Below are 24,505 nucleotides of genomic sequence, written 5' to 3'. Positions count from 1 at the left end.
CGAGTGCATCGGTTTACCCAGATACCGCCTAGGCTGAGCTTGTCGAAGCCTGCCCGCTGCCGCTCGGCTCAGGCGTCGTGCCCGGCGCTCCAGGACTCGCGCGCGGACCAGACTTCGGCGCTGCCGGTCACGGTGCAGCCACGCTGGCCTGCCCGGATCTCGCCGACGCGGTGGACGGTCTCGCCAGCCTCGGTCAAAGCCGCAGTGACGGCCGCCACGTCCTCGGCCGCGACCGACAGCACCATGCCCACGCCGCAGTTGAAGGTGCGCGCCATCTCGGCCGGCTCGATGTTGCCTTGCGCCTGCAGGAACGCCATCAGCCGCGGCTGCTCCCAGGCGTCGGCATCGACATGAGCGCGCAGACCCTCAGGCAGCACGCGCGGAATGTTCTCCAGCAAGCCGCCGCCGGTGATGTGCGCCAGTGCATGGATCTTGCCCGAGCGTACCAGCGGCAGGAGGCTCTTCACGTAGATGCGGGTCGGCGCGATCAGCGCCTCGATCAGCAGCACGTCGGAGTCGAACAGCGCCGGCCGGTCCAGCTTCCAGCCCTTGTCCGCAGCCAGGCGCCGTACCAGCGAGTAGCCGTTGGAATGCACGCCCGATGACGCGAGGCCCAGCAGCACGTCGCCTTCGGCCACCTTGTCGCCGGTCAGCTGCTGTCCGCGCTCCACCGCGCCGACGCAGAAGCCGGCAAGGTCGTAGTCGCCGGCCGCATACATGCCTGGCATTTCAGCCGTCTCGCCGCCGATGAGGGCGCAGCCGGCGATCCGGCAGCCCTCGGCGATGCCGGCGACGACGCGCTCGGCGATGCCGTTCTCCAGCTTGCCGGTGGCAAAATAGTCGAGGAAGAACAGCGGTTCGGCGCCCTGGACGATCAGGTCGTTGACGCACATAGCAACCAGGTCGATGCCGATCTGGTCATGCCGGTCGTGATCGATCGCCAGCTTGACCTTGGTGCCGACTCCATCGTTCGCCGCCACCAGCAGCGGATCGGAATAGCCCGCTGCGCGAAGGTCGAAGAAGCCGCCGAAACCGCCGAGCTCAGCGTCTGCGCCGGGGCGGGCGGTGGCCTTGGCAAGCGGCGCGATGGCCTTCACCAGCGCATTGCCGGCGGCGATCGACACGCCTGCCTGGGCGTAGCTGTAGCGGTTCTCTTGGCTGCTCTGGGCGGGTTCATCTGACATGGCGGGTGCGACTAACGCTTTACCGCTTGGATTTCCATCGGCGTTTGGGCAAAAGGCGCGCGGCTTTGACGATGACCACCGCACTTCCCCACAAGAACCTGCGCATGCGCATAGTCGAAGCTGGCCCACGGGGCAGGGCGGGGTTGATGATCGGTGCCGCGGCGCTAATCGGTGTGCTGGCCTTCGGCACCTCGCGGCTGATCGCCCAGGTCGAGGGTGACCGCGGTGTTCTTCCGGTCGCCAACTCGGTCGATATCCAGGTCAACGGCATTGTCGTCGACGTCACCGGCAAGACCGGTGCGGAGGCACGGATCGAAGGCTGGAAGCTGGCCGAGAAGAAGGCCTGGGAAAAGCTGAACGGCCCCGCCATGCCGGTCGAGGCGATCGATGCGATGGTTTCCTCCGTCGTGATCGAGCGCGAGCAGATCGGCCCGCATCGGTACGTCGCGCGGCTCGGCGTCATCTTCGACCGCACCAAGGCCGGGCAGTATGTCGGGGGCGGCGAGGGCGGGGGCGTCCACTCCGCGCCCATGCTGGTGATCCCGGTGCTCTCCTCGGGCGGCGTGCGCCAGGTCTTCGAAGTGCGCGGCGCCTGGCAAAAGGCCTGGGCCGAATTCCAGGCCTCCGCCAGCCCGGTCGATTACGTGCGGCCTGCAGGTTCGGGGGGCGAATCGCTGATCCTCACCGCCGGCCAGCCCGGTCGCCGCAGCCGCCTGTGGTGGCGCAACATTCTTGACCAGTTCAACGCCGCCGATGTCGTCGTGCCCGTCGCCCGGCTGGAGCGCCAATGGCCTGGCGGTCCCGTGCGCGGCACCTTCACCGCACGCTATGGCCCGGACAGCAAAGTGCTGGAGACCTTCAGCATGACGGTCCGCAACGACGAGGCGGTGCCGCAGATGCTGGCCAAGGCGGTCGAGCGGATCGACGGCATCTATCGCGACGCGCTGATCCGCGGCGAGCTTACGCCCGATCCGACGCTGCTGAGCGGACGCATTGCCTTCGACAATGCGCTGGCCGAACTGCGCACCCGCCTGATGGAGCGCGATGTCGACAAGGCACCGCGACCTGCCGAGACGGCGCCCTCGGCCGTCCCGACGATCACGCCCGAGCCTGTCGCACAGTTGGAAGTGCAGACCGTGACGGTCCAGTTCGCCTCTCCCGATGCGGCCGCTGTCGACGCGGCGCTCTCCGCCGTGCGCGGTGCGCCCGGTGTTCAGAATGCAGCGACGACCAGCCTGGCGATCGGCGGTACTTCGGTCATGCGCGTGTCGGTATCGGGCGGGCAGGGTGCGCTGATCACGGCGCTGCAGGCGCGCGGCTGGAAGGTGGCGGCGAGCGGCAGCGTGCTCAGGATCAGCCGCTAAGGCGCGCCATGCGCATGCGCCAGATCGCCCTGCCATTGACGCTTGTCGGAAGTGGTCCGCCGCGGATCGTGGTCGGCAACGCCAATGCAGCCGCGGTGACGGCATTGCAGGAACCGTCGCGCTGGCCTTTCGGCACAGCCGTGCTGACGGGAGAGCCGCGCTCGGGCAAGTCGCTCCTGGCGCGGTGGTTCGCCGAGAGCGGCAGTGGCGACGTGCTCGACGACGCCGATCGCATGGTCGAGGCCGATGTGTTCCACCGCTGGAACCGTGCGCAGGAAAGCGGCCGGCCTTTGCTGGTCGTCAGCGCAGCACCGCCCGGCGAGTGGCGCATAGCCTTGCCCGATCTCGCCTCGCGCATGGGTGCGGCGCTGCCGTTGCGGATCGGTGCGCCGGACGAGGCGATGATGGACGAGTTGCTGGCACTCCATGCGGAAATGCGCGGGCTCGTACTCGATCCCGCAGCGCTGGCCTACCTTGTACCCAGGGCCGAGCGTAGCCATCTGGGCGCGGAGCGGTTGGTCGAGGCGATCGATCGGCTCAGTCTGGAACGCAAGCAGGCGCCGACGTTATCGATCTGGCGCGATGCGGTGAACGAGACTACAGGGGCCTCCCGCGACGCAACCTGACCCGTGCAGGTTGCGTTGTCGTGAGATTGGTAGGAGAAACGGGGCGATGTTGAACGGATTGATCCGCTACCTCGACTCCATCGTAGCGCGCGATCCGGCGCCGCGTTCGCGCTGGGAAGTGCTGCTGTACCCCGGCGTCTGGGCGCTGTTCTGGCATAAGGTCGCGCACCGCCTGTTCAAGGCGCGCCTGTTCTTCCTTGCGCGCGCGATCAACCACATGTCGCGCATGTTCACTGCGATCGACATTCACCCCGGCGCTACGATCGGCCGCAATTTCTTCATCGACCATGGCTTCTCCGTCATCGGCGAGACTGCCGTGATCGGTGACAACGTGACGATCTATCAGTGCGTGACGCTGGGCGGCACCAATCCCACGAATGGCAGGCCGGGCAAGCGCCACCCCACGCTGGAGGACAACGTGATCCTCGGGTCGGGCGCGCAGATCCTGGGGCCGATCACGGTGGGCCGGCGCGCCCGCATCGGCGCCAGCGCCGTCGTCACCGAGGACGTGCCCGAAGGCGCGACGATGATCGGCGTCAAGGCACGCTCCACGCTGGTGGCGGCCGAGACTTGGGCCAAGGAGTTCATGCCCTACGGTACGCCCTGCAAGGAGCCGTGCGAACCCTCGGGCGTGCAGCGCGTCGAGTTCCTCGAAGCCGAGGTCGCCCGCTTGCGTGACCAGGTTGCGCTGCTGCTGGAGCATAGCGCGTCGAGCGTGCCGGCTTCCACGAACTTGACGGGTACCTGACGGCACGATGGCTGCACCTGCATCCGGACCCCCGGGCGCCAACGTCATCGCCTTTCCGGGCATCCGGCCGCTGCAGGTCGGCTTCGACCGCATCGAATTGCAGCGTATTCTCGACCTTTATGGCCGCATGGTCGCGGCTGGCCAGTGGCGCGATTACGCGATGGATTTCGGCCGCGATGCTGCGAACTTCTCCGCTTTCCGCCGCGCTGCCGAACGGCCCCAGGCCCGCATCGAGAAGCGACCAGCGCTACGAGGCAAGCAGGGCATGTGGACGCTCTTCGGCGAGGCCGGCCAGGTGCTGAAGCGCGGGCATGAGCTTGCCGGCGTTCTCGTGCCGCTGGAGCGGCGGCTGCTGAAGGTGGTCGAGGATTAAGGACGCCGCTTCGCTCCTTCGCCGACTTTGCTGAGCTTTGTCGCACCAAGGTAGCCGGCCTGCTTGGAACCCATCGCGGGCTTTGCGCTACCCTCCATTCGCGCCACCCAACAGCGCAAACATCCGGTGCGCCTGCTCCAGCCCATTGCGCACCGGCTCGCCCGGCTCCTGCGCTGCGACCTGTGCCCACGCACGGGCGACGCCTTCGACGGTGCGGTTCGCTTCCGGCAGAAGTACGCCGTCGCCCATGGTCACCCAGCCGCCTTGCACCACGCCGGCGCCGGCGCTGAGGATCTCGCCATTCGGGGCGTCCTTGCTGACCAGGAAGAGTGCGGCCGGCACGACGTTCTCCACGCCGAACGCGTCAAAGGCGCTGTTCGGAAAGATGTCTTCGGTCATCCGCGTGCCAGCGGCCGGCACTATGCTGTTTACCCGTATCCCGTACTTGACGCCTTCCAGCCGCAATGTGTTGGCGAGGCCGACGACGCCGAGCTTCGCTGCGCTGTAGTTCGCCTGGCCAAAGTTGCCGCCCATGCCCGAAGCGGAGCTCGTCATCAGCACGCGCCCATAGCGTTGCTCTCGCATCACGTTCCACACCGCCTTGGTGGCAAAGGCGCTGCCCAGCAGGTGGACGCGGATCACCGCCTCGAAGTCGGCCGCCTCCATCTTGGCGAACGTGCGATCGCGCAAGATCCCGGCGTTGTTGATCAGGATATGCACGCCGCCCCAAGCTTCGAGCGTACGCGCGGCGAGCGCCTCCATCTGCGCGAAGTCGGACACGTCGCTGCCGTCGGCGATGGCCTCTCCGCCCAAGCTGCGGATTTCTTCGGCGACGGCGAGGGCTGCATCGGAGTGGCCGGTGCCGTCGCGGGCCGCGCCCAGGTCGTTGACCACCACCCTGGAGCCGCGCCGGGCCAGTTCCAGCGCATAGGCGCGGCCAAGGCCGTTGCCGGCGCCCGTCACGATGGCGACCTGATCGTCGAAGCGAATGTCCATGTGCCGATGGGATGACACGCAGCCGATCGGGGTTCAACCGCAAAGCGGGCCTGCGCCTTGCCCCGAATCGCCTGCAGGGGCATAGGCGGCGCAATCTTGCGCCAACGCGAAAGGCCCGGCGATGAAAGTGCGTGTCCATGTCAGCCTCAAGCCCGGTGTGCTCGATCCGCAAGGGCGCGCGATCCACCACTCGCTCGAGGGGCTGGGCTTTTCCGGCGTCAACGACGTGCGGGCGGGTCGGCTTATCGAGCTCGACGTCGACGAGGGCACCCCCGACGGCGCGCTGGACGACATGTGCCGCAAGCTGCTCGCCAACATGGTGATCGAGAACTACCGCATCGAGAAGGTCGCCGCATGAGCAGCTTCCGCGGCGCGGTGATCACGTTTCCCGGCTCGAACTGCGACCGGGACATGGCCGACGCGCTGGAGAAGGTCTCCGGCGCCGCGCCGCTGCGCGTCTGGCATGGCGATGCCGAATTGCCGGAGAACCTGGACTTCATCGGCGTGCCCGGTGGTTTCTCCTACGGTGACTATTTGCGTTGCGGCGCGATCGCCTCGCGTTCGCCAGTCATGCGCGCGGTAATCGAGGCGGCGGAGCGTGGCGTTCCAGTGCTGGGCGTGTGCAACGGCTTTCAGGTGCTGACCGAAAGCGGGCTGCTTCCGGGCGCCTTGCTGCGCAATTCAGGCATCCGCTTCGTCTGTCGCGAAGTGCCGCTCGTGGTCGAGAACAACCAGACGCTGTTCACCGGCGGCTACGAGGCCGGGCAAATTGTCCGCCTTCCGGTCGCGCACCATGACGGCAACTTCTATGCCGACGACGAGACGCTCGATCGGCTGGAAGGCGAGGGTCGGGTGGCCTTCCGCTATGCCGAGGACGTAAACGGCTCGGCCCGCTCCATTGCGGGGATCCTGAACAAGGCGGGCAACGTGCTGGGCATGATGCCCCACCCCGAGCGGGCTATCGAAGCCGCGCATGGTGGGAGTGACGGCCGGGCCTTGTTCGAGAGCGCGATCAAGGGTCTGGTCGGGGCTTAAGCGCTAAGGCCGCCATTGCACCCACCGTCACCCTGGAACAAGTTTAGGGTGACGATGTGTCCAGATGAGGGCGGCGGTACCGCGGCTCCGCATCACTCCACGGTCACGCTTTTCGCCAGGTTGCGAGGCTGGTCGACGTCGGTGCCCTTTACGCAGGCCACGTGGTAGGCCAGCAGCTGCACCGGTACGGCATAGACCAGCGGCGCGATCAGCGGGTGCACCTTGGGCATCTCGATCGTGGCGATGCAGCCTTCGCCGGCCTCGGCAATCCCGTCAGCGTCGGAGATCAGCACCACCTTGCCGCCACGCGCACGGACTTCCTGCATGTTGCTGACGGTCTTCTCGAACAGCGGGCCCGAAGGGGCGAGCACGATCACCGGCACCGCCTCGTCTATCAGTGCGATCGGGCCGTGCTTCATCTCACCAGATGCATAACCTTCGGCGTGGATGTAGCTGATTTCCTTCAGCTTCAGCGCACCCTCCAGCGCGAGCGGGAAGTCCGGACCCCGGCCGAGATAGAGCACGTCGCGCGCCGGGGCGATCAGGTGTGCCATCGCGGCGATCTCCTCGTCGTGGTTCAGCGCAGCGTTGAGGCAAGACGGTGTCTCGACCAGGTGGCGTACCACCTCGATCTCCTCGGCACGGTCGATCCGCCCGCGCAGGACTGCGAGGTGTGCTGCTAGCGCCGCCAGCACTGCGAGCTGGCAAGTGAATGCCTTGGTGGACGCCACGCCGATCTCGGGTCCGGCATGGGTGGGCAGCAGCAGGTCCGCCTCGCGCGCCATGGAGCTGGTCGGCACGTTGACGACGACGGCGATGGTCTGCCCCGCCGCCTTGCAGTGACGCAGCGCTGCCAGCGTGTCCGCAGTCTCGCCCGATTGCGAGATGAACAGCGCGAGGCCGCCGGGCTCCAGCACCGGATCGCGATAACGGAACTCCGAGGCGACATCGATGTCGACCGGTAGCCGCGCGAACTGCTCGAACCAGTACTTGGCGACCATGCCGGCGTAGTAGCTGGTGCCGCAGGCGACGATCGTGACGCGGTTGATCTTGGAAAGGTCGTAGTCGATCTGCGGCAGCGCCACCGACTGATCAGCCTGGCGCACGTAGCTGTTGAGCGTCTGTGCGACCACGGTCGGCTGCTCGAAGATCTCCTTCTGCATGAAGTGGCGATAGTTGCCCTTCTCGATCGCCACAGCCGAGGCGCCGGACGAGACGATCTCGCGCTCCACCGTATGATTCGACGCATCGTAGACTTGTGCGCCGTCACGAGTGATGACCACCCAATCGCCTTCTTCCAGATAGCTGATGCGCTGGGTGAGGGGCGCAAGCGCGAGCGCATCCGAGCCGAGATAAGTCTCGCCATCCCCATAGCCGACCACCAGTGGCGAACCGAGGCGGGCGCCGATCAGCATGTTGGGGAACCGGCGAAAGGCGATGGCGAGCGCAAACGCGCCGCGCAACTCCGGCAAAGCCTCGCGTACGGCTTGCTGGGGCGACAGGCCGCCTTCGACCAGTTCGGAGATCAGGTGGGCGACGACTTCGGTGTCGGTCTGGCTCTCGAACTTGCGGCCGCGCGCTTCCAGGCCGTCGCGTAGCTGCTTAAAATTCTCGATGATGCCGTTGTGCACCAGCGCCAGCTCGCCGGTGGCATGCGGGTGTGCGTTCGCGGCCGTCGGCGCGCCGTGCGTCGCCCAGCGAGTGTGGGCGATGCCGGTCGTGCCCGGTGCCGGATCGACGGCGAGTTCCTTGACGAGGTTGAGCAGCTTACCTTGCGCACGCCGGCGTACCAACTGCCCATCATACAGCGTGCACACGCCGGCACTGTCGTAGCCGCGATACTCCATGCGGCGCAGGCCATCGACGAGCCGGTCCGCCACGTCTTCCTTGCCGACGATGCCGATGATTCCGCACATGCTGCTGATGCTTTCCGAATGTCCGCGGGCCCGAGGCGATACTTCGCCCCGGCAGACCCTAAGGGGGGATGTCTTGGCTCTTCGTATATAGGCCGGCGCCTACTTGGCGCTCTTACGGAAAAATTACAAAGGCGCCATGCGACCGGCTGAGCGTCGATAAAAGCCTCAATCGTCGCCGCTGATCATCGCACCCAGACCGCCGAGCGCACCCAGGCCCAGCAGCGAGGTTTCGCCGCGGTTCTGCCCGCCCATCGGCATGGCCGCCGCCATCATCCGTCCAGCGAGGCGCGAGAACGGCAGTGACTGGATCCACACCTTGCCGGGGCCGCGCAGGCGCGCGAAGAACACGCCTTCACCGCCGAAGAACATCGACTTGATCGAGCCGGCGCGGATCACGTCGAAGTCAACGTCGGCCGTGAAGGCGGCGACACAGCCGGTGTCGACGTGCAGCTCCTCGCCCGGCGCCAGCTCGCGCTCAATCACGGTGCCGCCCATCTGCACGAAGACCCAGCCGTCTCCGTCGAGGCGCTGCATGATGAAGCCTTCGCCGCCGAACAGGCCGGTCATGATCTTCTGCTGAAAGTGGATGCCGATCGAGACGCCGCGCGCGGCGCACAGGAACGCGTCTTTCTGGCAGATCAGCCGACCGCCGACGCTGTCGAGCCGCAGCGGCACGATCGAGCCCGGGATCGGCGAGGCGAAGGCCACACGTGCCTTGCCGCTGCCTTGGTGCGTGAAGACGGTGGTGAACAGGCTTTCCCCCGTCACCAGCCGCTTGCCCGCACCGAGCAGCTTGCCCATGAAGCCACTGCCGCCCTGGCTGGTCGAACCGTCGCCAAAGACCGTGGTCATGTCGATGCTGGAGTCCTTCCAGACCATCGCGCCGGCCTCAGCCACCGCGCTTTCGCCCGGATCGAGCTCGATCTCGACGAACTGCAGTTCCTGGCCTTTGATCTCGAAATCGACATCGTCGCTGATTGCGGCGTTGCGGCTGTGCTGCCACGGACTGTTCGGCATCGGATTGCTCCTCGTTACTTGGCGAACTTCTCGGCCTTTTTCTTCTTCATCGCGTCGTGGAAGCTATCGGCCCAGCCGGGCTTCACCAGCTGCTCAGCCCGCACGAGGCGCAGTTCGCCATCGCCGACATCGCGGCTGACCGCGCTGCCCGCGCCGACGATGGCGTCGGCCCCGATCCTGACCGGAGCGATCAGCGCACTGTTGGAGCCGATGAACGCTCGCGGGCCGATCACGGTCTTGTGCTTGAAGTAGCCGTCGTAGTTGCAGGTGATCGTGCCTGCGCCGATGTTCGCGCCCGGGCCGACTTCGGCATCGCCCAAGTACGTCAGGTGGTTGGCCTTTGCGCCTTCGCCCAGCACCGCCTGCTTCATCTCGACGAAGTTGCCGACGCGCGAGCCCTTCTTGAGCACGGCCCCGGGCCGCAGGCGCGCGTAGGGCCCGATCGACACGCCGCTCTCCAGCGTGGCGCCTTCCAGATGCGAGAAGGCGTGGATGACCACCTCGTCCGCCACGGTGACGCCGGGACCGAACACCACGTTGGGCTCTACCGTCACGTCGCGGCCGAGCTGCGTGTCCCAGGAAAACCAGACGGTCTCCGGCGCGATCAGCGTGGAGCCGTCCACCATGGCCTGTGCGCGGCGCTTCTGCTGCCAGCGTCCCTCGGCCTGCGCCAGCTCACCGCGCGAATTGATGCCCGCGACCTCGTCGGGATCGTCGGTCACGACGACCGCGCAATACCGCCCGTCTTCGTTCGCGACGTTGACGATGTCGGTCAGGTAGTACTCGCCCTGCGCGTTGTCGTTGCCGACGCGGTCGAGCAAGGCGAACAGGTCCTGCGAACGGACCGCCATCAGCCCGGAGTTGCACAGCCGGGTGGCACGCTGTTCCGGGGTTGCGTCCTTGTGCTCCACCATGCGCTCGATGCGATCGCCTTGCGCGATGATGCGGCCGTATTGCAGCGCATCCTCCGGCTCGAAGCCGAGTACGACCACCGGAGGCTCGTCGGAGCCGTGCAGCCGATCGAGCATGGACTGCATCGTCTGCGCGCGCACGAACGGCACGTCGCCGTAGAGGATCAGGACGTCGCCTACGAAGCCGTCCAGAGCCGCCTTCGTCTGCGCCACGGCGTGCCCGGTGCCCAACTGGGGTTCCTGCAAGGCGATGGTGGCGCGTCCGGCAAGCGCGCGCTCCAGCTGCTCGCGACCATGCCCGGCGACCACCACCTGGCGCTCGGGCGCGAGTTCGCCGGCATGCTCCAGCAGGTGCTCCAGCATCGGCCGCCCGGCGATCGGATGAAGCACCTTGTGCAGGTCACTTTTCATCCGCGTCCCCTTGCCCGCGGCGAGGATGACGATGGCGAGCGGGGTCGGCATCGAGGTCGGGTCAGGGCCGGCTGAAGTCATGTGCCGCACTTGCCAGCAAATGCTTGCCGTTTCCACCACAAGCCGCCACTTGCGGCGGCGATGACGGACTTCCCTTTCGATATCGTCGGGTTCGATCTCGACGGCACGCTTCTCGACACTCTGGGCGACCTTGCTTCGGCGGTGAACCATGCTCTCGCGTTGGAAGGACGTGCGTCCATCCCGGTCGAGAACGTGCGGCACCTCGTCGGAGGCGGGTCGCGCAAGATGCTCGCACGCGCGCTGGAAGAGACCGGCGGTCCGGTTTCTGACGCGCGCTTCGATACTCTATCCGCCGAGCTGATCGACTTCTACGGCGACAACATCGCCGTGCACACGCAGCTCTATCCCGGCGGTGCGGCGATGCTGGACGCGCTGGAGGCCCGCGGCGTGCGGCTGGCCCTTGTGACCAACAAGCTCGAAGGGCTCGCGGTCAAGCTGCTCGGCAAACTGGGATTGAGCGGGCGCTTCTACACGATCATCGGCGGCGACACGCTCGGCGATGGCCGGGCCAAGCCCAGGCCGGACCTGCTGCTCGAAATGGTCGCGCGCGCCGGCGGCGGCCGGCCAGCCTATGTCGGCGACACGACGTACGACACCCGCGCCGCGCAGGCCGCCGGCATCCCCTGCGTGGCCGTGAGCTTCGGCTTCAACGACTTGCGGGCGGACCAGCTGGGCGCGGCGGCCGTCATCGACCACTTCGACCAGCTGGTACCCACGCTCGAAAGCCTCTGATCAGGGCTCAAGAAACGCACCGGCGATTGCGCCCCGTGCCGCCCCGTGCAACCGTTTGCCGAGACAAAAATCGGGAGACAGGACGATGCCGGGACAAGGTGAGAAGCTGCGCGCGCTGATCGAGAAGGGCGAGCACTTCGTTGCGGGCGACACTTTCTCCGCGCTGACCGGACGGATTGTCGAGCACGTCGGCTTTCCCGCCGCCTACCTTGGCGGGCATGCCTGCAGCGCCTTCCACTACGCGGTGCCTGACAATGGCGTATACAGCCAGGTCGAACAGATCGAGCAGGCGAGCCGGATCGCCAATGCCATCGCCATTCCCCTGATCGCCGACGCCGACACCTTGGGCGAGACTGTCGCGGACGCGTACCATTACACGCGCCGCTACATCCAGCAGGGCATCGCCGGCTACCACGTCGAGGATGAGCGCAATCCCAAGCACGGCAAGCTCGTCAACGGCCTGTGGTCGATCAAGGACCAGCAGGCGCGGATCGATGCCGGTGTCCGGGCGCGGCGCGACAGCGGCCAGGACCTCGTGATCATCGCCCGCTGCGACGAGCTCTACCCCAGCGAAGCCGGCGGCGGCGGTGGCGGTGACATGGAAGAGGCGATCCGCCGCGGCCACGCCTATGTCGAGGCAGGGGCCGACGTGCTGTTCTACCCGCCGAGTCCGGCGCCCGTGGCCGAGATCGTCAAAGCGTTCGACGGCAAGGTCCCGATTGCGACGATGGGGTTCACGGTGCCGGGTACCGCGTTCAACATGGCGACCGGCGGCTGGGTGGTCGCGGCGGTCAATCACCTCAGGATGGCACGCGAACTGATGGAGACCGGTTCGATAGCCAGCGCGCGCGAGGCCTTTGCCAACTTTCCCGAAAAGTACGAGCTGATCGACCAGGACTTCTACGACGACCTGATCGTCGACTGGGCGAACAAGACCGGGCGGCAAACCCGGCCCAATCACGCCAGCTGATCAGGCGGCGGGTTCGGCCACTCCGTTGGGCAGTACCAGGACTTCCAGGCCAACTGCCGGGTCGAGGTACTTGGCGGCCATGGCCTGTACGTCCCTCGTCGTCATGGCCGACAGCCGCTCCTTCGCTTTGGTATAGCGCGCCAGGCGGTCCGGCTGGCTCTGCGCGCGATCGACGAGGGACAGCCAGCCTTCGTTCGACTTGAGCCCGTTTTCGAGCCCCTCCAGCAGGGGTTGGCGCGCGCGTTGCAGGACATCGGAGTCTACCGGCGTCTCGCGCAACGCGACCAGCGTCTTGCGGATCGCCGCGCGCGTGGCCGCGACGTCGCGCACGTCGATCGATGCCGCCACGCCGAAGGTACCGTAGCCGGTCCAGGTGCGCGACAGCGAACTGGCGGCGCTGGGCGAGTAGGCTTTGCCCAACGCCTCGCGCAAGGTGTCGGTAAGCTCGATCCGTGCCACGCGCTCGAGCAGTTGCAGCTTCAGTGCTTCGACCGGATCGGCGTCGTCGCGCGTCAGCCACGTCAGGCGGAGCAGCGCCTGGTCGGCCGGTCCGGAATGCCGGACCACGCGCGGCCGCCGATCGGCGGTGAACGGCCGTGGCGGGCGGTCCTTGCCGTCGTGGAACGCCGGTTCACGCGCGGGCAGGGCGCCGAGCGTCGCGGCGACGAGCGCGATCGTCTGATCCTCGTCCACGTCGCCGACGACGCCGATCTCGATCGCACCGTGCGCCAGTCGCTCGCCGATGTCGCGCTTCAGCTTGGCAAAGGTCAGCGCCCGATAGGCCTTCACATCCTGGAGGGTGAAGCGCGGGTCGCGGTCAGAGAGGATGCCGCCCAACTCCGCGCGAAGAGCCGAGGTGGGCGTCGCGCGCAGCTGCTCGAAGTAGTTGTTCATGTTGTGGCGGTACTGGACCTCGCCCTCGGTGCGATATCCGGGGTCGGTCAGGAAGGCGCTCCACAACTGCAGCTGCAGCTCCAGGTCGCGCGGCGTGGTCAGCGCGTCGGCATCGAAGCTAGTCTCGCCGGTGCCGAACGCGTCGCTGACGCTGCGGCCCGCCAGGATGGTCTGGAGATCGTCGGCACTGTGCTTGCCGAGGCCACCTTCGTCGAGGAACGGCAGCATCTCGGTCGCCAGCGGATTGGCCCTGGTGTCCAGCCGGTCGCCGCCATCCACCGACAGGCTGGCGCGCACGCGGTCCTTCTCGATCGCGGTGCGCTTGATGTTGAGCATCACGCCGTTAGCGAACCGCACCTGCCGGATGCCCAGCGTCGGCTCACGCTGGTCGGAGACGACGAGGCCGGCCGGGCCGAAGTCTGTGTAGGCGAAGCCGGCAAGGTCGGTCGAACTTTCCTGCGCGACTTCCGCCTTCATTGCCTCTTCCCAGGCGGCGCGGATCGCCTTGGGTCCGCCGGCGGGCTCGTAGCGGCTGCGGAAGCGGATCAGCGGATCGTCGATCGCCACCGCTTCCCGCTGCATCGCCGCCAGCACCGCCTCCGGCGTGATCTGCGGAGCAAGCGCGCGGAACCGGGCGAGCGCATCAGCGGGGAGCGAGGGCACAACTCGGTCGGTCACCAGCGCCAGGGCCACGCCGGTCAGCGCGCCATTCGTGCGCGTGTCGGAAGAGGCGGCGGCATCTTCCAGCGCGGTGCGGATATTGGCGACCTGCTCGGCCACTTCGGCCTTGGTGAAGCCGTAGATGAGCGCGCGGCGGTACTCGCGTGCGGCGGCGATCAGCCCGCGGCGCCATTTGCGATCCACGGTGTCGACGATCAACCGGGTCGAGCGGCCCGCCTCGAAGACATTGCCGGTGCCGAACCCGGCGCCGCGGAACGGCGGGTCCTCCTGGCGTGATAGCCGCAGGAAACGGCGGTTGATCACATCGTAGCCGACTTGCCGCAGCAGGCTTTCGCGACGCTGTGCGACGGTATCCGGCTCGTCCATCAAAGGCCCGCTGCGCACCATTGTTACCCGTTCCGACACGGCGGGATCGATGTAGATCGTGGTGCGGCCATGGTCCTTGCTGCGCACGGGGCCTGCGGTCGGTTGCAGCTCCGCCTTGCCGGACTGCCAGCTCTCAAAATGCGAGCGGATGCGCTGTTCGACGATCGTGGGATCAAAGTCACCGACGACGACCAGCGTCATCTTCTGCGGAATGTACTCGCGGCGATAGAACGCGCGCAGCCGCTCTGCCGTCGCGGCGTCGAGCGTCTTGGCGGTGCCGATCGGAAAGCGCTCGGCGAAGAGCGAGCGCGGGTAGAGGAACTGCGTGCTCGCAATCGTGTCACGCAGCTGCCAGGTGTTGCGATCGCGCATCTCGGCGAGGATCACTCCGCGTTCGCGTGCGACGGCTTCCGGCGCGATCGTCAGCTCGCTCGCGGTTTCGCGCATGAGCATGAGCGCGGTGTCGAGCAGGGCAGCGTCGTTGGTCGGCAGGTCGAGCTTGTAGAGCGTGCGGTCGAAGCTGGTCGATGCGTTGGTGTCCGCTCCAAAGGCCAGGCCGTGGCGTTCGAGCAGGCGCACCATCTCGCCCTCGGCGACATGCGTGCTGCCGTTGAAGGCCATGTGCTCGACGAAGTGAGCATAGCCGCGCTCCTTCTTGCCCTCGTCCAGCGACCCCACGGCCACGTCCATGCGGACCAGCGCGGTACCCGCCGGACTGGCATTGCGCCGGATGATGTAGCGCAGACCATTGGGCAGGCGGCCGAAGCGGAACGCCGGATCGGGGCGGATGTCGCTGCGCTCGAAGGCCCACTGCGCCTGGCGCGCAAGCTTGTCGGCGTTGCTGGCGAGAGCGGGTCCGGAAAGGAGTGCGGAGGTGGCGAGGAGGACGGCAAGGCAGGCACGCATCTACCGTGACGTGCCCGACTGGGTACGGGAAAACAAGCGCCTGTTAAGCATTTTCGAGCCGCTACGTCGCCCGGGCTTGACCCGGGACGACGATGGGGTCGGCTTACTTCGAGGTCGACTTGCCCCCGCGCAGCTTACCGCGGTGCGCCGTCAGGTCGAACACTTCGCTCGGACCCGGATCGTCCTGCAGCACGCCAAGGCGCCGCGCGACTTCCTGATAGGCCTCTTCCTCGCCACCCAAGTCCTGGCGGAAGCGGTCCTTGTCCAGCTTCTCGCCGCTGACCATGTCCCACAGGCGGCAGCCATCGGGGCTGATCTCGTCGGCCAGGATCACGCGGCTGTAGTCGCCGTCCCAGATGCGGCCGAATTCCAGCTTGAAGTCGATCAGGCGGATGTTGATCGCCGCGAACATGCCGCAGAGGAAATCGTTCACGCGGATCGCCAGCGCCGAGATGTCCTGCATCTCCTCGTTGGTGGCCCAGCCGAAGCAGGCGATGTGCTCTTCCGCGATCATCGGATCGCCCAGCGCATCGTCCTTGTAGTAGTATTCCAGCAAGGTGTGCGGCAGCGGCTCACCTTCAGGAATGCCGAGGCGCTTGGAGATCGAGCCGGCGGCGACGTTGCGCACGACGACCTCGATCGGGATGATCTCAACCTGGCGGACCAGCTGCTCGCGCATGTTTAGGCGGCGGATGAAGTGGTTCGGCACGCCGATGTGGTTGAGGCGGGTGAACACATACTCGCTGATGCGGTTGTTGATCACGCCCTTGCCCTGGATGGTGCCCTTCTTCTGCGCGTTGAACGCAGTGGCATCGTCCTTGAAGTACTGAATCAGGGTGCCGGGCTCAGGGCCTTCGTACAGGATCTTGGCCTTGCCTTCGTAGATCTGGCGCCTGCGGGACATGGGCGAGAATCCTTGCAACCTGACTGCGTAAAAAGCGGACCCCGGCACGCGCAGAGCGCGGGTGCGAACTGCTCGGCCGGGGTTGCGCGATGGCATATAGGCCAGCGAACCTCAATTGGAAAGGCGAGGGGCCCGCCCCGTTACTGAAACAGCTTACTGGGCCAACAGGTACTTCTGCCAGAACATCGTCTCGACCCAGGACTCGTAATCCCGGTTCTCCTTCTTGCGGAAGCCATGGCCTTCGTTCTTGCCGACGAGGTGCCAGGCGATGCCGCCATTGCCACGCACCGCGGCGACGATCTGGTTGGCTTCGCTCTCCGGCACCCGCGGGTCGTTCGCCCCGGTGACCACCATCAGCGGGATCTTCAGCCGGTTGACGCTGGTCAGCGGCGAGATCTCGGTCAGCTTGGTGCGCTGCGCCGGATCGCGCTCGTCGCCGTATTCCACCCGCCGCAAGTCGCGGCGATAGCTTTGCGTGTTCTCCAGGAACGTCACGAAATTACTGATGGCAACGATGCAGTCCGCGGCCTTGAAGCGGTCGCCGTAGCGGATCGCCGAGGCATAGCACATGTACCCGCCGTATGACCCGCCGGTCACCGCCATGCGCGCGCGGTCAATGCGCGAGTCCTTCTGCAGCGTGTCGAGGAAGGCGCCGATGTCCTTCACCGAATCCTCGCGCTTGGTCGGCCCGTTGTCGAGGCTGACGAAGCGCTTGCCGAAGCCACTGGAGCCGCGCACGTTGGGCGCGAAGACGACGATGCCTAGTTCGTTGGTCAGGTAGTTGCCGGCGCCCCGGAAGCCCGGCGTGTACTGGCCCTCAGGACCGCCGTGGATGTCCACGATCAACGGGCGCTTGCCGGGGAACTTCTTGGGGTCGGGCCGGTAAAGGAAGCCCGAGACCGTCTCGCCATCGAAGCTCTTCACCTCGACCAGTTCGGCCTCGGGGTTGAGCGCGGGATCGAGGCCGCCGGTCTCGCTCTGCGTCCAGCGCGTCGGCTCCAGCGAGACCGGGCTGAGCGTGAAGCTGTCGGCAGGGAACTTGGCCGAGCTCATCGTGAACGCCAGGCGGCCATCCGGTCCGGCATGGAGCCCGCCGATCACGCCGAGGGGCAGGTTGCGCGCCTCGCGCACCGCGCCGGTCTTGGGATCGAGCAGGCGCAGCTTGGAGCTGCCTTTCTCGTTCACGACATAGGCGATGTACGACCCGTCACGCGCGATCTCGAAGCTGTCGACATCCCAGCGCGGTTCCGGGCTCTTCGGCGTGAAGCGGCCGCTGCGCGGATCGATCGTGCCGAGGCGCTGGAAGTCCGATCCCTCGTCGCTGGTCGCCCAGATAGTGCCGTCAGGCGCGTAAGTCGCACCCGTGTAGGCGATGCTCTGGTTGTGATCGCCCAACGCCGTCAGCTTGCCGGTACGCACGTCCATCAGCCACAAGTTGGACTTCTGGATCGAGACGTATTCCTGCACCAACGCCGTGCGGTTGTCGGGCGAGAAGCCGGTGATCGCCCAGCCGCCGCCCTTGACCTGCACCACCATGCGGTTGGTCTTCGGATCGAGCGGGTTCATCACGTACAGATCGCTGTCCGTCCCGTTACGGCGGGTCGAGCTGTAGCCGACGAGCTTGCCGTCCTCGCTCCAGGCGCCGAACTCGTTGCGGCTCTTGCCGTCGGTCAGCAGCTGCAAGCGGCCTTGGTCGAAGCGGTAGAGCTGATAGAACTCATTCCCGCCCATGTCCTTCTGGATGACCAGCGTGTCGCCGACGGGCGAAGGCAGGCCTTGCACCGGCTCTGCCTCGAAGGTGATCTGCTGCCGGCTCATCCCCGGCCCGGAGACGGTGTGGAGCTGAGCGGTGTTGCCAAAGCGTGTGGAGACGATCAGCGCGCCGGTCTTGGCATTCCAGCCCTGCGCCACTGCGCTGCGGCTCTCGCCGTAGGGGCGCATGCTGGCGGGAATTTCATCGGGGACCGGCGGAATGCCGTCGGCAACGAGCGCGGCGGGCTTGGGTGCCTCGGCATATGCAGGTGCGAGCGGCGCCAGCGCTGCGGCTGCAAGCAGGACCTTCTTCAACATCTCAGTGATCTCCCCTGTTGGCGGATGCCCGATTGATAGCGGTAGTCCGGTCTGCCGCCGGCACGCCACTGTCGCAATAACGCGCTTGGGGGACATCGGTGCCGGGAAGCTCGACACCAATTAGGAGGGATCGAGAGCGGGCCTCAGCGCCGACCGAACAAGCGCTTGAGAAAGCCCGGCTCTTCCATCGGCTGCACCGGGCCATAGACACGGTACCGCGATTGCGCGTCCATCTGAGGGCGCGGGGTGGCGGTGGTGTAGGGACGACTGGAGCGATAGCGCGAAGAGATCATGTTCTGGTTACCCGGTTCCGCGTACGGCGATCTGAAAGATCAATGCGGCGAACAGAGCTTGGTTCCCGTAACTCTACGCAGAACATCGCTTTTGGAGGTAACTCTCAGCCGATCACGCGGTGCCGCTGTTCGGTCCTGACTTGCTCTGCGAGTTGCCCGGCAAGATCGCAGATTTCCGCGGCGATGAACGGCTTGGTAATGATCGGGCGGTCCTGATGGCCGATCGGCAGGTGCTCTCGACCGTAGCCACTGACGAATGCGAAGGGGATCCCGCGTGTGGCCAGTTCATCGGCGACGGCATCGATCCGCTCGCCGTTTAAATTGCCGTCGAGCAGGGCCAGATCAGGCGCTTCCTCGCGGATCATCGCCAGGGCTTGCGTGCATGACGAAGCGGGGCCGAGCGGAAGGGCGCCTGCCTCCTCCAGTTCGGTCATCAGTTCCATCGCGAGCAGGGGCTCATCCTCCACCACCAGCACTGTCATGCCCGGCGGCAGGCAGGCCCGCTCGGATGAAGGCGCAGGTGCGACCGTTTGCACGATCGCGGGCGCAGGCGCGGCGGGGGCGCGCTTGATCGGGTCGAGCGGCAGCGCCATGCGCCAGCGCACGCCCTCGCTGGCGTAGTCGACCGTTATGTCGGCGTCCTCGCCTGCCAGGCTGCTCATGACCAGCGTGGTGCCGAAACCCTTGCGCTCGGGCGCTGCGACAGTCGGGCCGCCGTGTTCGCTCCACACCAGGCTCAGCAAGCCGTCGCCCAAGGTCCAGGCGATCGCGACATGGCCGGCGTCGTTCGACAGCGCGCCGTACTTGTGCGCGTTCGTGGTCAGTTCGTGCAGCACCAGGGCGAAGCGCAGCGACAGCTCGGGTGGCAAGTCGACATCGGGTCCCTCCAGCCGCAGCCGGTCGAGCGAGATCGCGCCGATCGCGACTTGGTCGGCGATCAGCCCACGCAGGCTGGCCCGCTCCCAGGTGGTCGCGCTAAGCAGTGAGTGTGCGCGGGCGAGCGCCTGGATGCGGCCGGTGAAGGCGTCCCGAAACTCGTCGTGATTGCGCGCGTGCCGAAAACCCTGCGCGGCGATCGCCTGCACCGTCGCCAGCGTGTTCTTCACCCGGTGGTTGAGCTCGCCGATGAGCAGGCGCTGCGTCTCCTCGGCGCGGTGGCGCGCGGTGATGTCGAGCAACTGGAGCATGGCGCTGCGCTGGCGGGCGCCGCTGCCGGCGAGCGACGAGCAGTACCACTCCGCCTCGCGCACCGAGCCGTCGGCATGGACGAAGCTATGCTCCTGCATCTCGCGCCGATCCTCCCCGGCGAACAAACCGCGCAGTGAAGAGATCACGCCGGCACGGTCTTCGTCGGAGAGGAACGGCGCGTTTTCCAGCCGCTGACCCAGCATCTGCGCCGCGCCAAAGCCGAACAGCCGCTCCGCGCCCGCAGCCCAGGTCACGATCCGCAGATCGGCATCGAGTTCGACCACGGCGAGCGGCGAATTGTCGTCGTGCGCGCGCAACCTACCCAGCGCCATCGCAAGCTCGTCGCGCTGGCGGGCGATCTCGCGCCGCTGCCGCGCCAGTTCGACAAAGACGGCGACCTTGGAATTGAGGACATGGATGTCGAGCGGCTTGAGCAGGTAATCGACTGCACCGGCCTCGAAGCCACGGAACTTGCGGCGCTCGTCGGTAGCGACGGCGGTCAGGAAGATGATCGGCACCGCGCGCGTGCGCTCGGTCCCGCGCATCAGCTCGGCCAGCTCGAAGCCGTCCATCTCGGGCATCTGCACGTCGAGCAGGGCGAGCGCGAAATCGTCGCGCAGCAGCAGTTCCAACGCCTCAAAGCCGTTGCTGACGGTCACCAGCTGCACGTCGGGCTGATCGAGCGCGGCCTCCAGCGCGACGAGGTTCTCCTTCACATCGTCGACGGCCAGGATCTTGATGGCGCTATTCGGCAAGGGCCGGCTCCCGCGCTGGCAAGGTGTTGCGGCGGTAGATCTTTTCGCCGGGAGCAAAGTCGGAAAAGAGTTCGGCATGGCGCGAGAAGTGGATCGTTTCCTTCGAGCCCAGGCCGAGGAACCCGCCCTGGGTCAGCGACTGGGCGAACAATCCCAACGCGCGGTCCTGCAGCGGGCGATCGAAGTAGATCAGCACATTGCGGCTGGACACCAGCTGAACCTCGGAGAAAACCGCATCGCTCGCCAGATTGTGGTCGGCGAAGACGGCGCGCTTGCGCAACGTTGGGTCGAACCGCGCCGCGCCGAACGCGGCGGTGTAGTAGTCAGAAAGCGAACCGCGCCCGCCCGCCTCGCGATAGTTGCGCGAAAAGCCGGGAAGGCGGTCGATCTCGAAGATGCCTGCCTCGGCCTTCTGGAGCGCGGCGGTGTTAATGTCCGTGCAGTAGAACAGCGTGCGTTCCGCCAGGCCTTCCTCGCGGAACAGGATGGCGAGCGAGTAGAACTCCTCGCCGTTGGCGCAGCCGGCAATCCAAACCTTGATCGAGGGCCAGGTGCGTAAATGCGGCACCACTTGCTCGCGGATCATGCGGAAGTACTCGGGATCGCGGAACAGGTCGCTCACCTGGATGGTCAGGAAGCCGAGCAGCGCGTTGAGGCTGGCCGGATCGCGCAGGACGCGGTGCTGCAATTCTGAGAAGCTGGTGCAGCCGAAATGCCCCTGCGCCCGCTCAAGCCGACGATGAAGCGATGCGCGCGAGTAGTCGCGGAAATCGTACTGGTACCGACGCCAGATCGCCTCGACCAGCAGGTCGAGTTCGATGTCCTCCACCGGTTCGGGCACGCGCACTCCGCTCATGATCTTAAGCTCTTGCTCTCACCGGGGCATCCAGACGCGCACGAGGCTGAGCAACTTGTCCACGTCGAGCGGCTTGGCGAGGTAGTCGTTCGCGCCCGCTTCCAGGCACTCCTGGTGATCGCGCTCCATGGCCTTGGCGGTGAGCGCGATGATCGGCAGATCCGACCATTGCTGGTCCTTGCGAATCTCGCGCATGCAAGTGAGCCCGTCCATCTCGGGCATCATCACGTCCATCAGCACGAGGTCCACGGGACGCCCATCGCCATCCGCAGCGCGCGCGAGTTCGGACAGCGCCTCAAGCCCGTTGCGCGCGATCCGGACCTGCACGCCATGCGGCTCCAGCACGCTGGTGAGCGCATAGACGTTGCGGATGTCATCTTCGACCACCAGCACCTGGCGGCCCTCCAGTGCGGCGTCGCGACCGAGCGACTTGGCGAGCAACTTCTGCTGTTCGTCCGGCAGTTCCGACACAACCTGGTGGAGGAACAGCGTCACCTCGTCCAGCAGGCGCTCCGGGCTCTTGGCGCCCTTGACGATGATGGACTTGGAGTATCGGCGCAGGCGCATCTCCTCCTCGGAGGAGAGATCGCGGCCAGTGTAGACGATGACCGGCGGGAAGCCGAGGCTCTCGTCACCGGAAAGACGCTCCAGCAAGTCGAGGCCGGGCATGTCGGGCAGATTGAGGTCGAGGACCATGCAGTCGAACGTCTCGCTGCCCAGCTTGCTAAGGCACTCTGCGGCGGTGTGCACCTCGACCGTCTCGACGTCGCGCGAGGCGAGCAGGTGGTGGATGCTCTCGGCCTGCTTGGGGTCGTCCTCGATCACCAGCACGCGGCGAAGGCGCTGGTCCATCCGCGTTTCCAGGCCTTCCAGCATGTCCATCAACGAATCGCGACTAACCGGCTTGAACAAGTAGCCCACCGCCCCGCTCTCGAGCGCGGCGCGGTTGTCCTCGTCCGCCGAGACGACGTGCACTGGGATGTGCCGTGTGCGGGTGTCGCGCTTGATGCGGTCGAGCACCGACAAACCGGTGTGATCGGGCAAGTGCATGTCGAGGATCACGGCGTGCGGCACGTATTGCCGCGCGAGCAGGGCGCCCTCGTCGGCGGTGCCGGCGATCAGGCACTTGAAGCCGAGTTCATGCGCAAGGTCGAACAGGATGCGCGCGAAGGCGGGATCGTCCTCCACCACCAGGATCAGGCGCGAATCGCCGGTGAGTGTTTCGCGATCGTCGAGCACGGCGGGTGCGGTGCGCTGGCGAGACGGTACCGCCGACGAGCCGGATGATGAGCTGGCAGAGGGAGCCGGCCGCCGGATGGCCGCCTCAAGCCCACCCGGCGTGACGGTGTGGCCGGGCTCGAATGTCAGCGGCAACTCGACCGTGAAGGCGCTGCCTTTGCCCGGCTCGCTTTCGAGGCTGATTTCGCCGCCGAGCAGCTGCGCCAGTTCGCGCGCGATCGACAATCCAAGGCCTGTGCCGCCAAACTTGCGAGCAATGCCGCCATCGGCTTGGCGGAACGCCTCGAAGATCGCACCGTGCTGCTCGGGAGCGATGCCGGGGCCGCTGTCGCGCACGGTGAAGCGGATGCGGCCGCCCGCCGCAGCCGCGATCTCCACCGCGACCTCACCACGCTCGGTAAACTTGATCGCATTGGAGAGGAAGTTGCGAAGCACCTGCTCCAGCCGCAGCGAATCAGTCTCGACTTCAACAGGTGCATCGGGCGCCTTGGCGATGCGGAAGGTGAGGCCCTTCTTCTCGGCGAAAGGCGCGAAGCCGGCTTGCAGCTTGCGGGTGATGGCATCGATTGGCACCGCCTGCGGCTCCAGTTCGAGGCGGCCGGCTTCGATCTTGGAAATGTCGAGCACGTCGTTGATCAGCGTCAGCAGATCGTTGCCGGATGTCTCGATTGTCTCGGCGAAGCGAATCTGTTCGGCATTTAAAGTGCCGGGGCGATTGTCGGCGAGCAGGCGCGCCATGATCAGCAGTGAATTGAGCGGCGTGCGTAGTTCATGGCTCATGTTGGCCAGGAATTCGGACTTGTAGCGGCTCGCCTGCTCCAGCTCGCTGGCCTGCGCCTTGAGCGAGGCCTGCGCGCGAGTCAGTTCGTCGCGCTGGGCTTCGAGCGATACCGTCTGCTCCTCCAGCTGCGCATTGCTCTGTTCCAGCTCGGCCTGCTGGTCTTCCAGCTGCGCCTGAGAGGCAAGCAGCAACTTGCTTTGTGCTTCCAGTTCGTCGTTGGTGGCCTGCAGCTCTTCGCTCTGCGTCTGCAGCTCTTCCGCCTGCTGCTGCGTCTCGGCCAAGAGCGCCTGGAGCCGGGAGCGGTACTTGGCCGAGCGGAGCGTCACCGACAGCGAGGAGGACACGAGCCGCAGGAACTCGGGCGCCTCCGCGACATGGCCGCGCTTGTCCGCAAAGCCCAGCTCGATCACCGAATTGACCACACCGTCGGTCGCCGTGGTGCCGATCACCAGCGTGCGGGGCGGTGCGCTGCCGAGGGCGGTTCCGAAGGCGAGGTAACCGGTCGGCACGTCCTCGATAATGCGGCTTTGCCCCGTGCGGATCGCCTCGCCGAGCAAGCCGTCGTTCTCGCCCAGTTCATCGGGGATCGCGGCATTGTCGGGTACGCCATAGGACGCGGTGCGGCGGAAGGTGACGGCATCACGCACGTAGATCACCGCGACCGACGCGCCGAAGCGCTCGGCCAGACACGCCAGGGTTGCCTGGCCCACTTGCGCAAGCGTCACATCACCGGCGGTCGCCTTGGCGAGATCGACCTCCGCCTCGCGCAGCCAAGCGAGTCGGCGATTGGCCATGCGGTAGGTGATGAACGTCATGCCGATGGCGGAGATCGTCAGGTTGACGATGCCACCGACGGTGCGATTGAAGACCGAGATACTCGGGTCGACGCCTGCCGGCGCATAGACCAGTCCGACCATGGACAGGGCAATGCCGGCCAGCGCCACGGCCAAGGGGGTGATCCGGTGCACCGCCAGGAACGCCAGCACCGTGGGGATCAGATACGTGACCCACACCGCGCGCCCAAGCGGCGAATTTACGTCGCCGATGAAACACAACGCCAGCAATGCGGGCAAGACGTAGTACAGGATGTAACGCTTATCGTAGCCTTGCTGGGCCGGCATCGATCATCTCTAGGGGACAGGCGAAAGGCAAGGGGACCGCATCCCCCGTCTGCGCGATCCACCACAACCTAGCGACAACACACTTCT

General features: G+C 66.4%; 20 protein-coding genes. 8 read left to right on the top strand and 12 right to left on the bottom strand.

The features are described 5' to 3' along the window. Positions 1-68: 68 nt before the first annotated feature. Positions 69-1,184: a phosphoribosylformylglycinamidine cyclo-ligase gene (gene purM / locus GV044_RS06830; RefSeq protein ID WP_159867214.1), complete on the bottom strand. Its 1,116-nt coding sequence runs from the start codon at positions 1,182-1,184 to the stop codon at positions 69-71. 71 nt (positions 1,185-1,255) lie between these two features. Here purM and GV044_RS06825 point away from each other — a divergent pair, with 71 nt between their 5' ends. The 4 genes from GV044_RS06825 to GV044_RS06810 are packed head-to-tail and all read left to right on the top strand — an operon-like array spanning position 1,256 to position 4,295. Then, the gene (locus tag GV044_RS06825; protein WP_159867211.1) at positions 1,256-2,548 is read left to right on the top strand and encodes a heavy-metal-associated domain-containing protein; all 1,293 of its coding nucleotides are present in this window, start codon (positions 1,256-1,258) and stop codon (positions 2,546-2,548) included. 14 nt (positions 2,549-2,562) lie between these two features. Continuing rightward, complete coding sequence (locus GV044_RS06820; RefSeq protein WP_159867208.1) at positions 2,563-3,174, top strand: ATPase; 612 nt, start codon at positions 2,563-2,565, stop codon at positions 3,172-3,174. A 46-nt stretch (positions 3,175-3,220) separates the two neighbouring features. Further along, positions 3,221-3,922 (top strand): serine O-acetyltransferase EpsC, encoded by a 702-nt coding sequence (gene epsC / locus GV044_RS06815; RefSeq protein ID WP_159867205.1) that lies wholly within the window; start codon positions 3,221-3,223, stop codon positions 3,920-3,922. A 7-nt stretch (positions 3,923-3,929) separates the two neighbouring features. Next, positions 3,930-4,295, top strand: coding sequence for a DUF2794 domain-containing protein (locus tag GV044_RS06810; RefSeq protein ID WP_159867202.1), 366 nt, complete (start codon positions 3,930-3,932; stop codon positions 4,293-4,295). Between the two features lie 87 nt (positions 4,296-4,382). Here GV044_RS06810 and GV044_RS06805 read toward each other — a convergent pair whose 3' ends face one another. Next, complete coding sequence (locus GV044_RS06805; RefSeq protein WP_159867199.1) at positions 4,383-5,291, bottom strand: SDR family NAD(P)-dependent oxidoreductase; 909 nt, start codon at positions 5,289-5,291, stop codon at positions 4,383-4,385. 121 nt (positions 5,292-5,412) lie between these two features. On the opposite strand from GV044_RS06805, the gene purS reads away from it, so the two are divergent. Next, the gene (purS, locus tag GV044_RS06800; protein WP_159867196.1) at positions 5,413-5,649 is read left to right on the top strand and encodes a phosphoribosylformylglycinamidine synthase subunit PurS; all 237 of its coding nucleotides are present in this window, start codon (positions 5,413-5,415) and stop codon (positions 5,647-5,649) included. After that, positions 5,646-6,326 (top strand): phosphoribosylformylglycinamidine synthase subunit PurQ, encoded by a 681-nt coding sequence (purQ, locus tag GV044_RS06795; protein ID WP_159867193.1) that lies wholly within the window; start codon positions 5,646-5,648, stop codon positions 6,324-6,326. The genes purS and purQ overlap by 4 nt, the downstream gene beginning before the upstream one ends. A gap of 92 nt (positions 6,327-6,418) precedes the next feature. On the opposite strand, the gene glmS is transcribed toward purQ, so the two are convergent. The 3 genes from glmS to glmU form a co-directional block, all read right to left on the bottom strand. Further along, positions 6,419-8,242: a glutamine--fructose-6-phosphate transaminase (isomerizing) gene (glmS, locus tag GV044_RS06790; RefSeq protein ID WP_159867190.1), complete on the bottom strand. Its 1,824-nt coding sequence runs from the start codon at positions 8,240-8,242 to the stop codon at positions 6,419-6,421. A gap of 165 nt (positions 8,243-8,407) precedes the next feature. After that, the gene (locus tag GV044_RS06785; RefSeq protein WP_159867187.1) at positions 8,408-9,259 is read right to left on the bottom strand and encodes a TIGR00266 family protein; all 852 of its coding nucleotides are present in this window, start codon (positions 9,257-9,259) and stop codon (positions 8,408-8,410) included. A 14-nt stretch (positions 9,260-9,273) separates the two neighbouring features. After that, the gene (glmU, locus tag GV044_RS06780; protein ID WP_159867184.1) at positions 9,274-10,662 is read right to left on the bottom strand and encodes a bifunctional UDP-N-acetylglucosamine diphosphorylase/glucosamine-1-phosphate N-acetyltransferase GlmU; all 1,389 of its coding nucleotides are present in this window, start codon (positions 10,660-10,662) and stop codon (positions 9,274-9,276) included. A gap of 60 nt (positions 10,663-10,722) precedes the next feature. Here glmU and GV044_RS06775 point away from each other — a divergent pair, with 60 nt between their 5' ends. Further along, positions 10,723-11,394 (top strand): HAD-IA family hydrolase, encoded by a 672-nt coding sequence (locus tag GV044_RS06775; RefSeq protein WP_159867181.1) that lies wholly within the window; start codon positions 10,723-10,725, stop codon positions 11,392-11,394. Between the two features lie 85 nt (positions 11,395-11,479). Then, the gene (locus GV044_RS06770; protein ID WP_159867178.1) at positions 11,480-12,364 is read left to right on the top strand and encodes an oxaloacetate decarboxylase; all 885 of its coding nucleotides are present in this window, start codon (positions 11,480-11,482) and stop codon (positions 12,362-12,364) included. Here the strand turns inward: GV044_RS06770 and GV044_RS06765 are convergent, their stop codons facing one another. The 7 genes from GV044_RS06765 to GV044_RS06740 form a co-directional block, all read right to left on the bottom strand. Then, complete coding sequence (locus GV044_RS06765; RefSeq protein WP_159867175.1) at positions 12,365-15,211, bottom strand: pitrilysin family protein; 2,847 nt, start codon at positions 15,209-15,211, stop codon at positions 12,365-12,367. Positions 15,212-15,314: 103 nt separating this feature from the next. Continuing rightward, the gene (gene purC / locus GV044_RS06760; RefSeq protein ID WP_159867172.1) at positions 15,315-16,115 is read right to left on the bottom strand and encodes a phosphoribosylaminoimidazolesuccinocarboxamide synthase; all 801 of its coding nucleotides are present in this window, start codon (positions 16,113-16,115) and stop codon (positions 15,315-15,317) included. 153 nt (positions 16,116-16,268) lie between these two features. Further along, a complete protein-coding gene (locus GV044_RS06755) occupies positions 16,269-18,185 on the bottom strand; it encodes a prolyl oligopeptidase family serine peptidase (RefSeq protein ID WP_159867169.1) in 1,917 nt (638 codons plus the stop codon). Between the two features lie 143 nt (positions 18,186-18,328). After that, the gene (locus GV044_RS21805) at positions 18,329-18,478 is read right to left on the bottom strand and encodes a hypothetical protein (protein ID WP_201299026.1); all 150 of its coding nucleotides are present in this window, start codon (positions 18,476-18,478) and stop codon (positions 18,329-18,331) included. 104 nt (positions 18,479-18,582) lie between these two features. Further along, positions 18,583-20,421, bottom strand: a complete 1,839-nt coding sequence (locus GV044_RS06750) for a response regulator (protein WP_159867166.1) — start codon at positions 20,419-20,421, stop codon at positions 18,583-18,585. Then, entirely contained in the window at positions 20,411-21,277 is an 867-nt protein-coding gene (locus tag GV044_RS06745; protein WP_159867163.1) for a protein-glutamate O-methyltransferase CheR, read from the bottom strand. The genes GV044_RS06750 and GV044_RS06745 overlap by 11 nt, the downstream gene beginning before the upstream one ends. A gap of 18 nt (positions 21,278-21,295) precedes the next feature. After that, positions 21,296-24,418 carry a response regulator gene (locus GV044_RS06740; protein ID WP_159867160.1) on the bottom strand — a complete coding sequence of 1,041 codons (3,123 nt, stop codon included), beginning with the start codon at positions 24,416-24,418 and terminating at the stop codon, positions 21,296-21,298. Between the last annotated feature and the right edge of the window lie 87 nt (positions 24,419-24,505).

Source organism: Novosphingobium sp. 9U (assembly GCF_902506425.1).
Classification (GTDB): domain Bacteria; phylum Pseudomonadota; class Alphaproteobacteria; order Sphingomonadales; family Sphingomonadaceae; genus Novosphingobium.
This window is presented reverse-complemented; position numbering and strand designations above follow the sequence as displayed.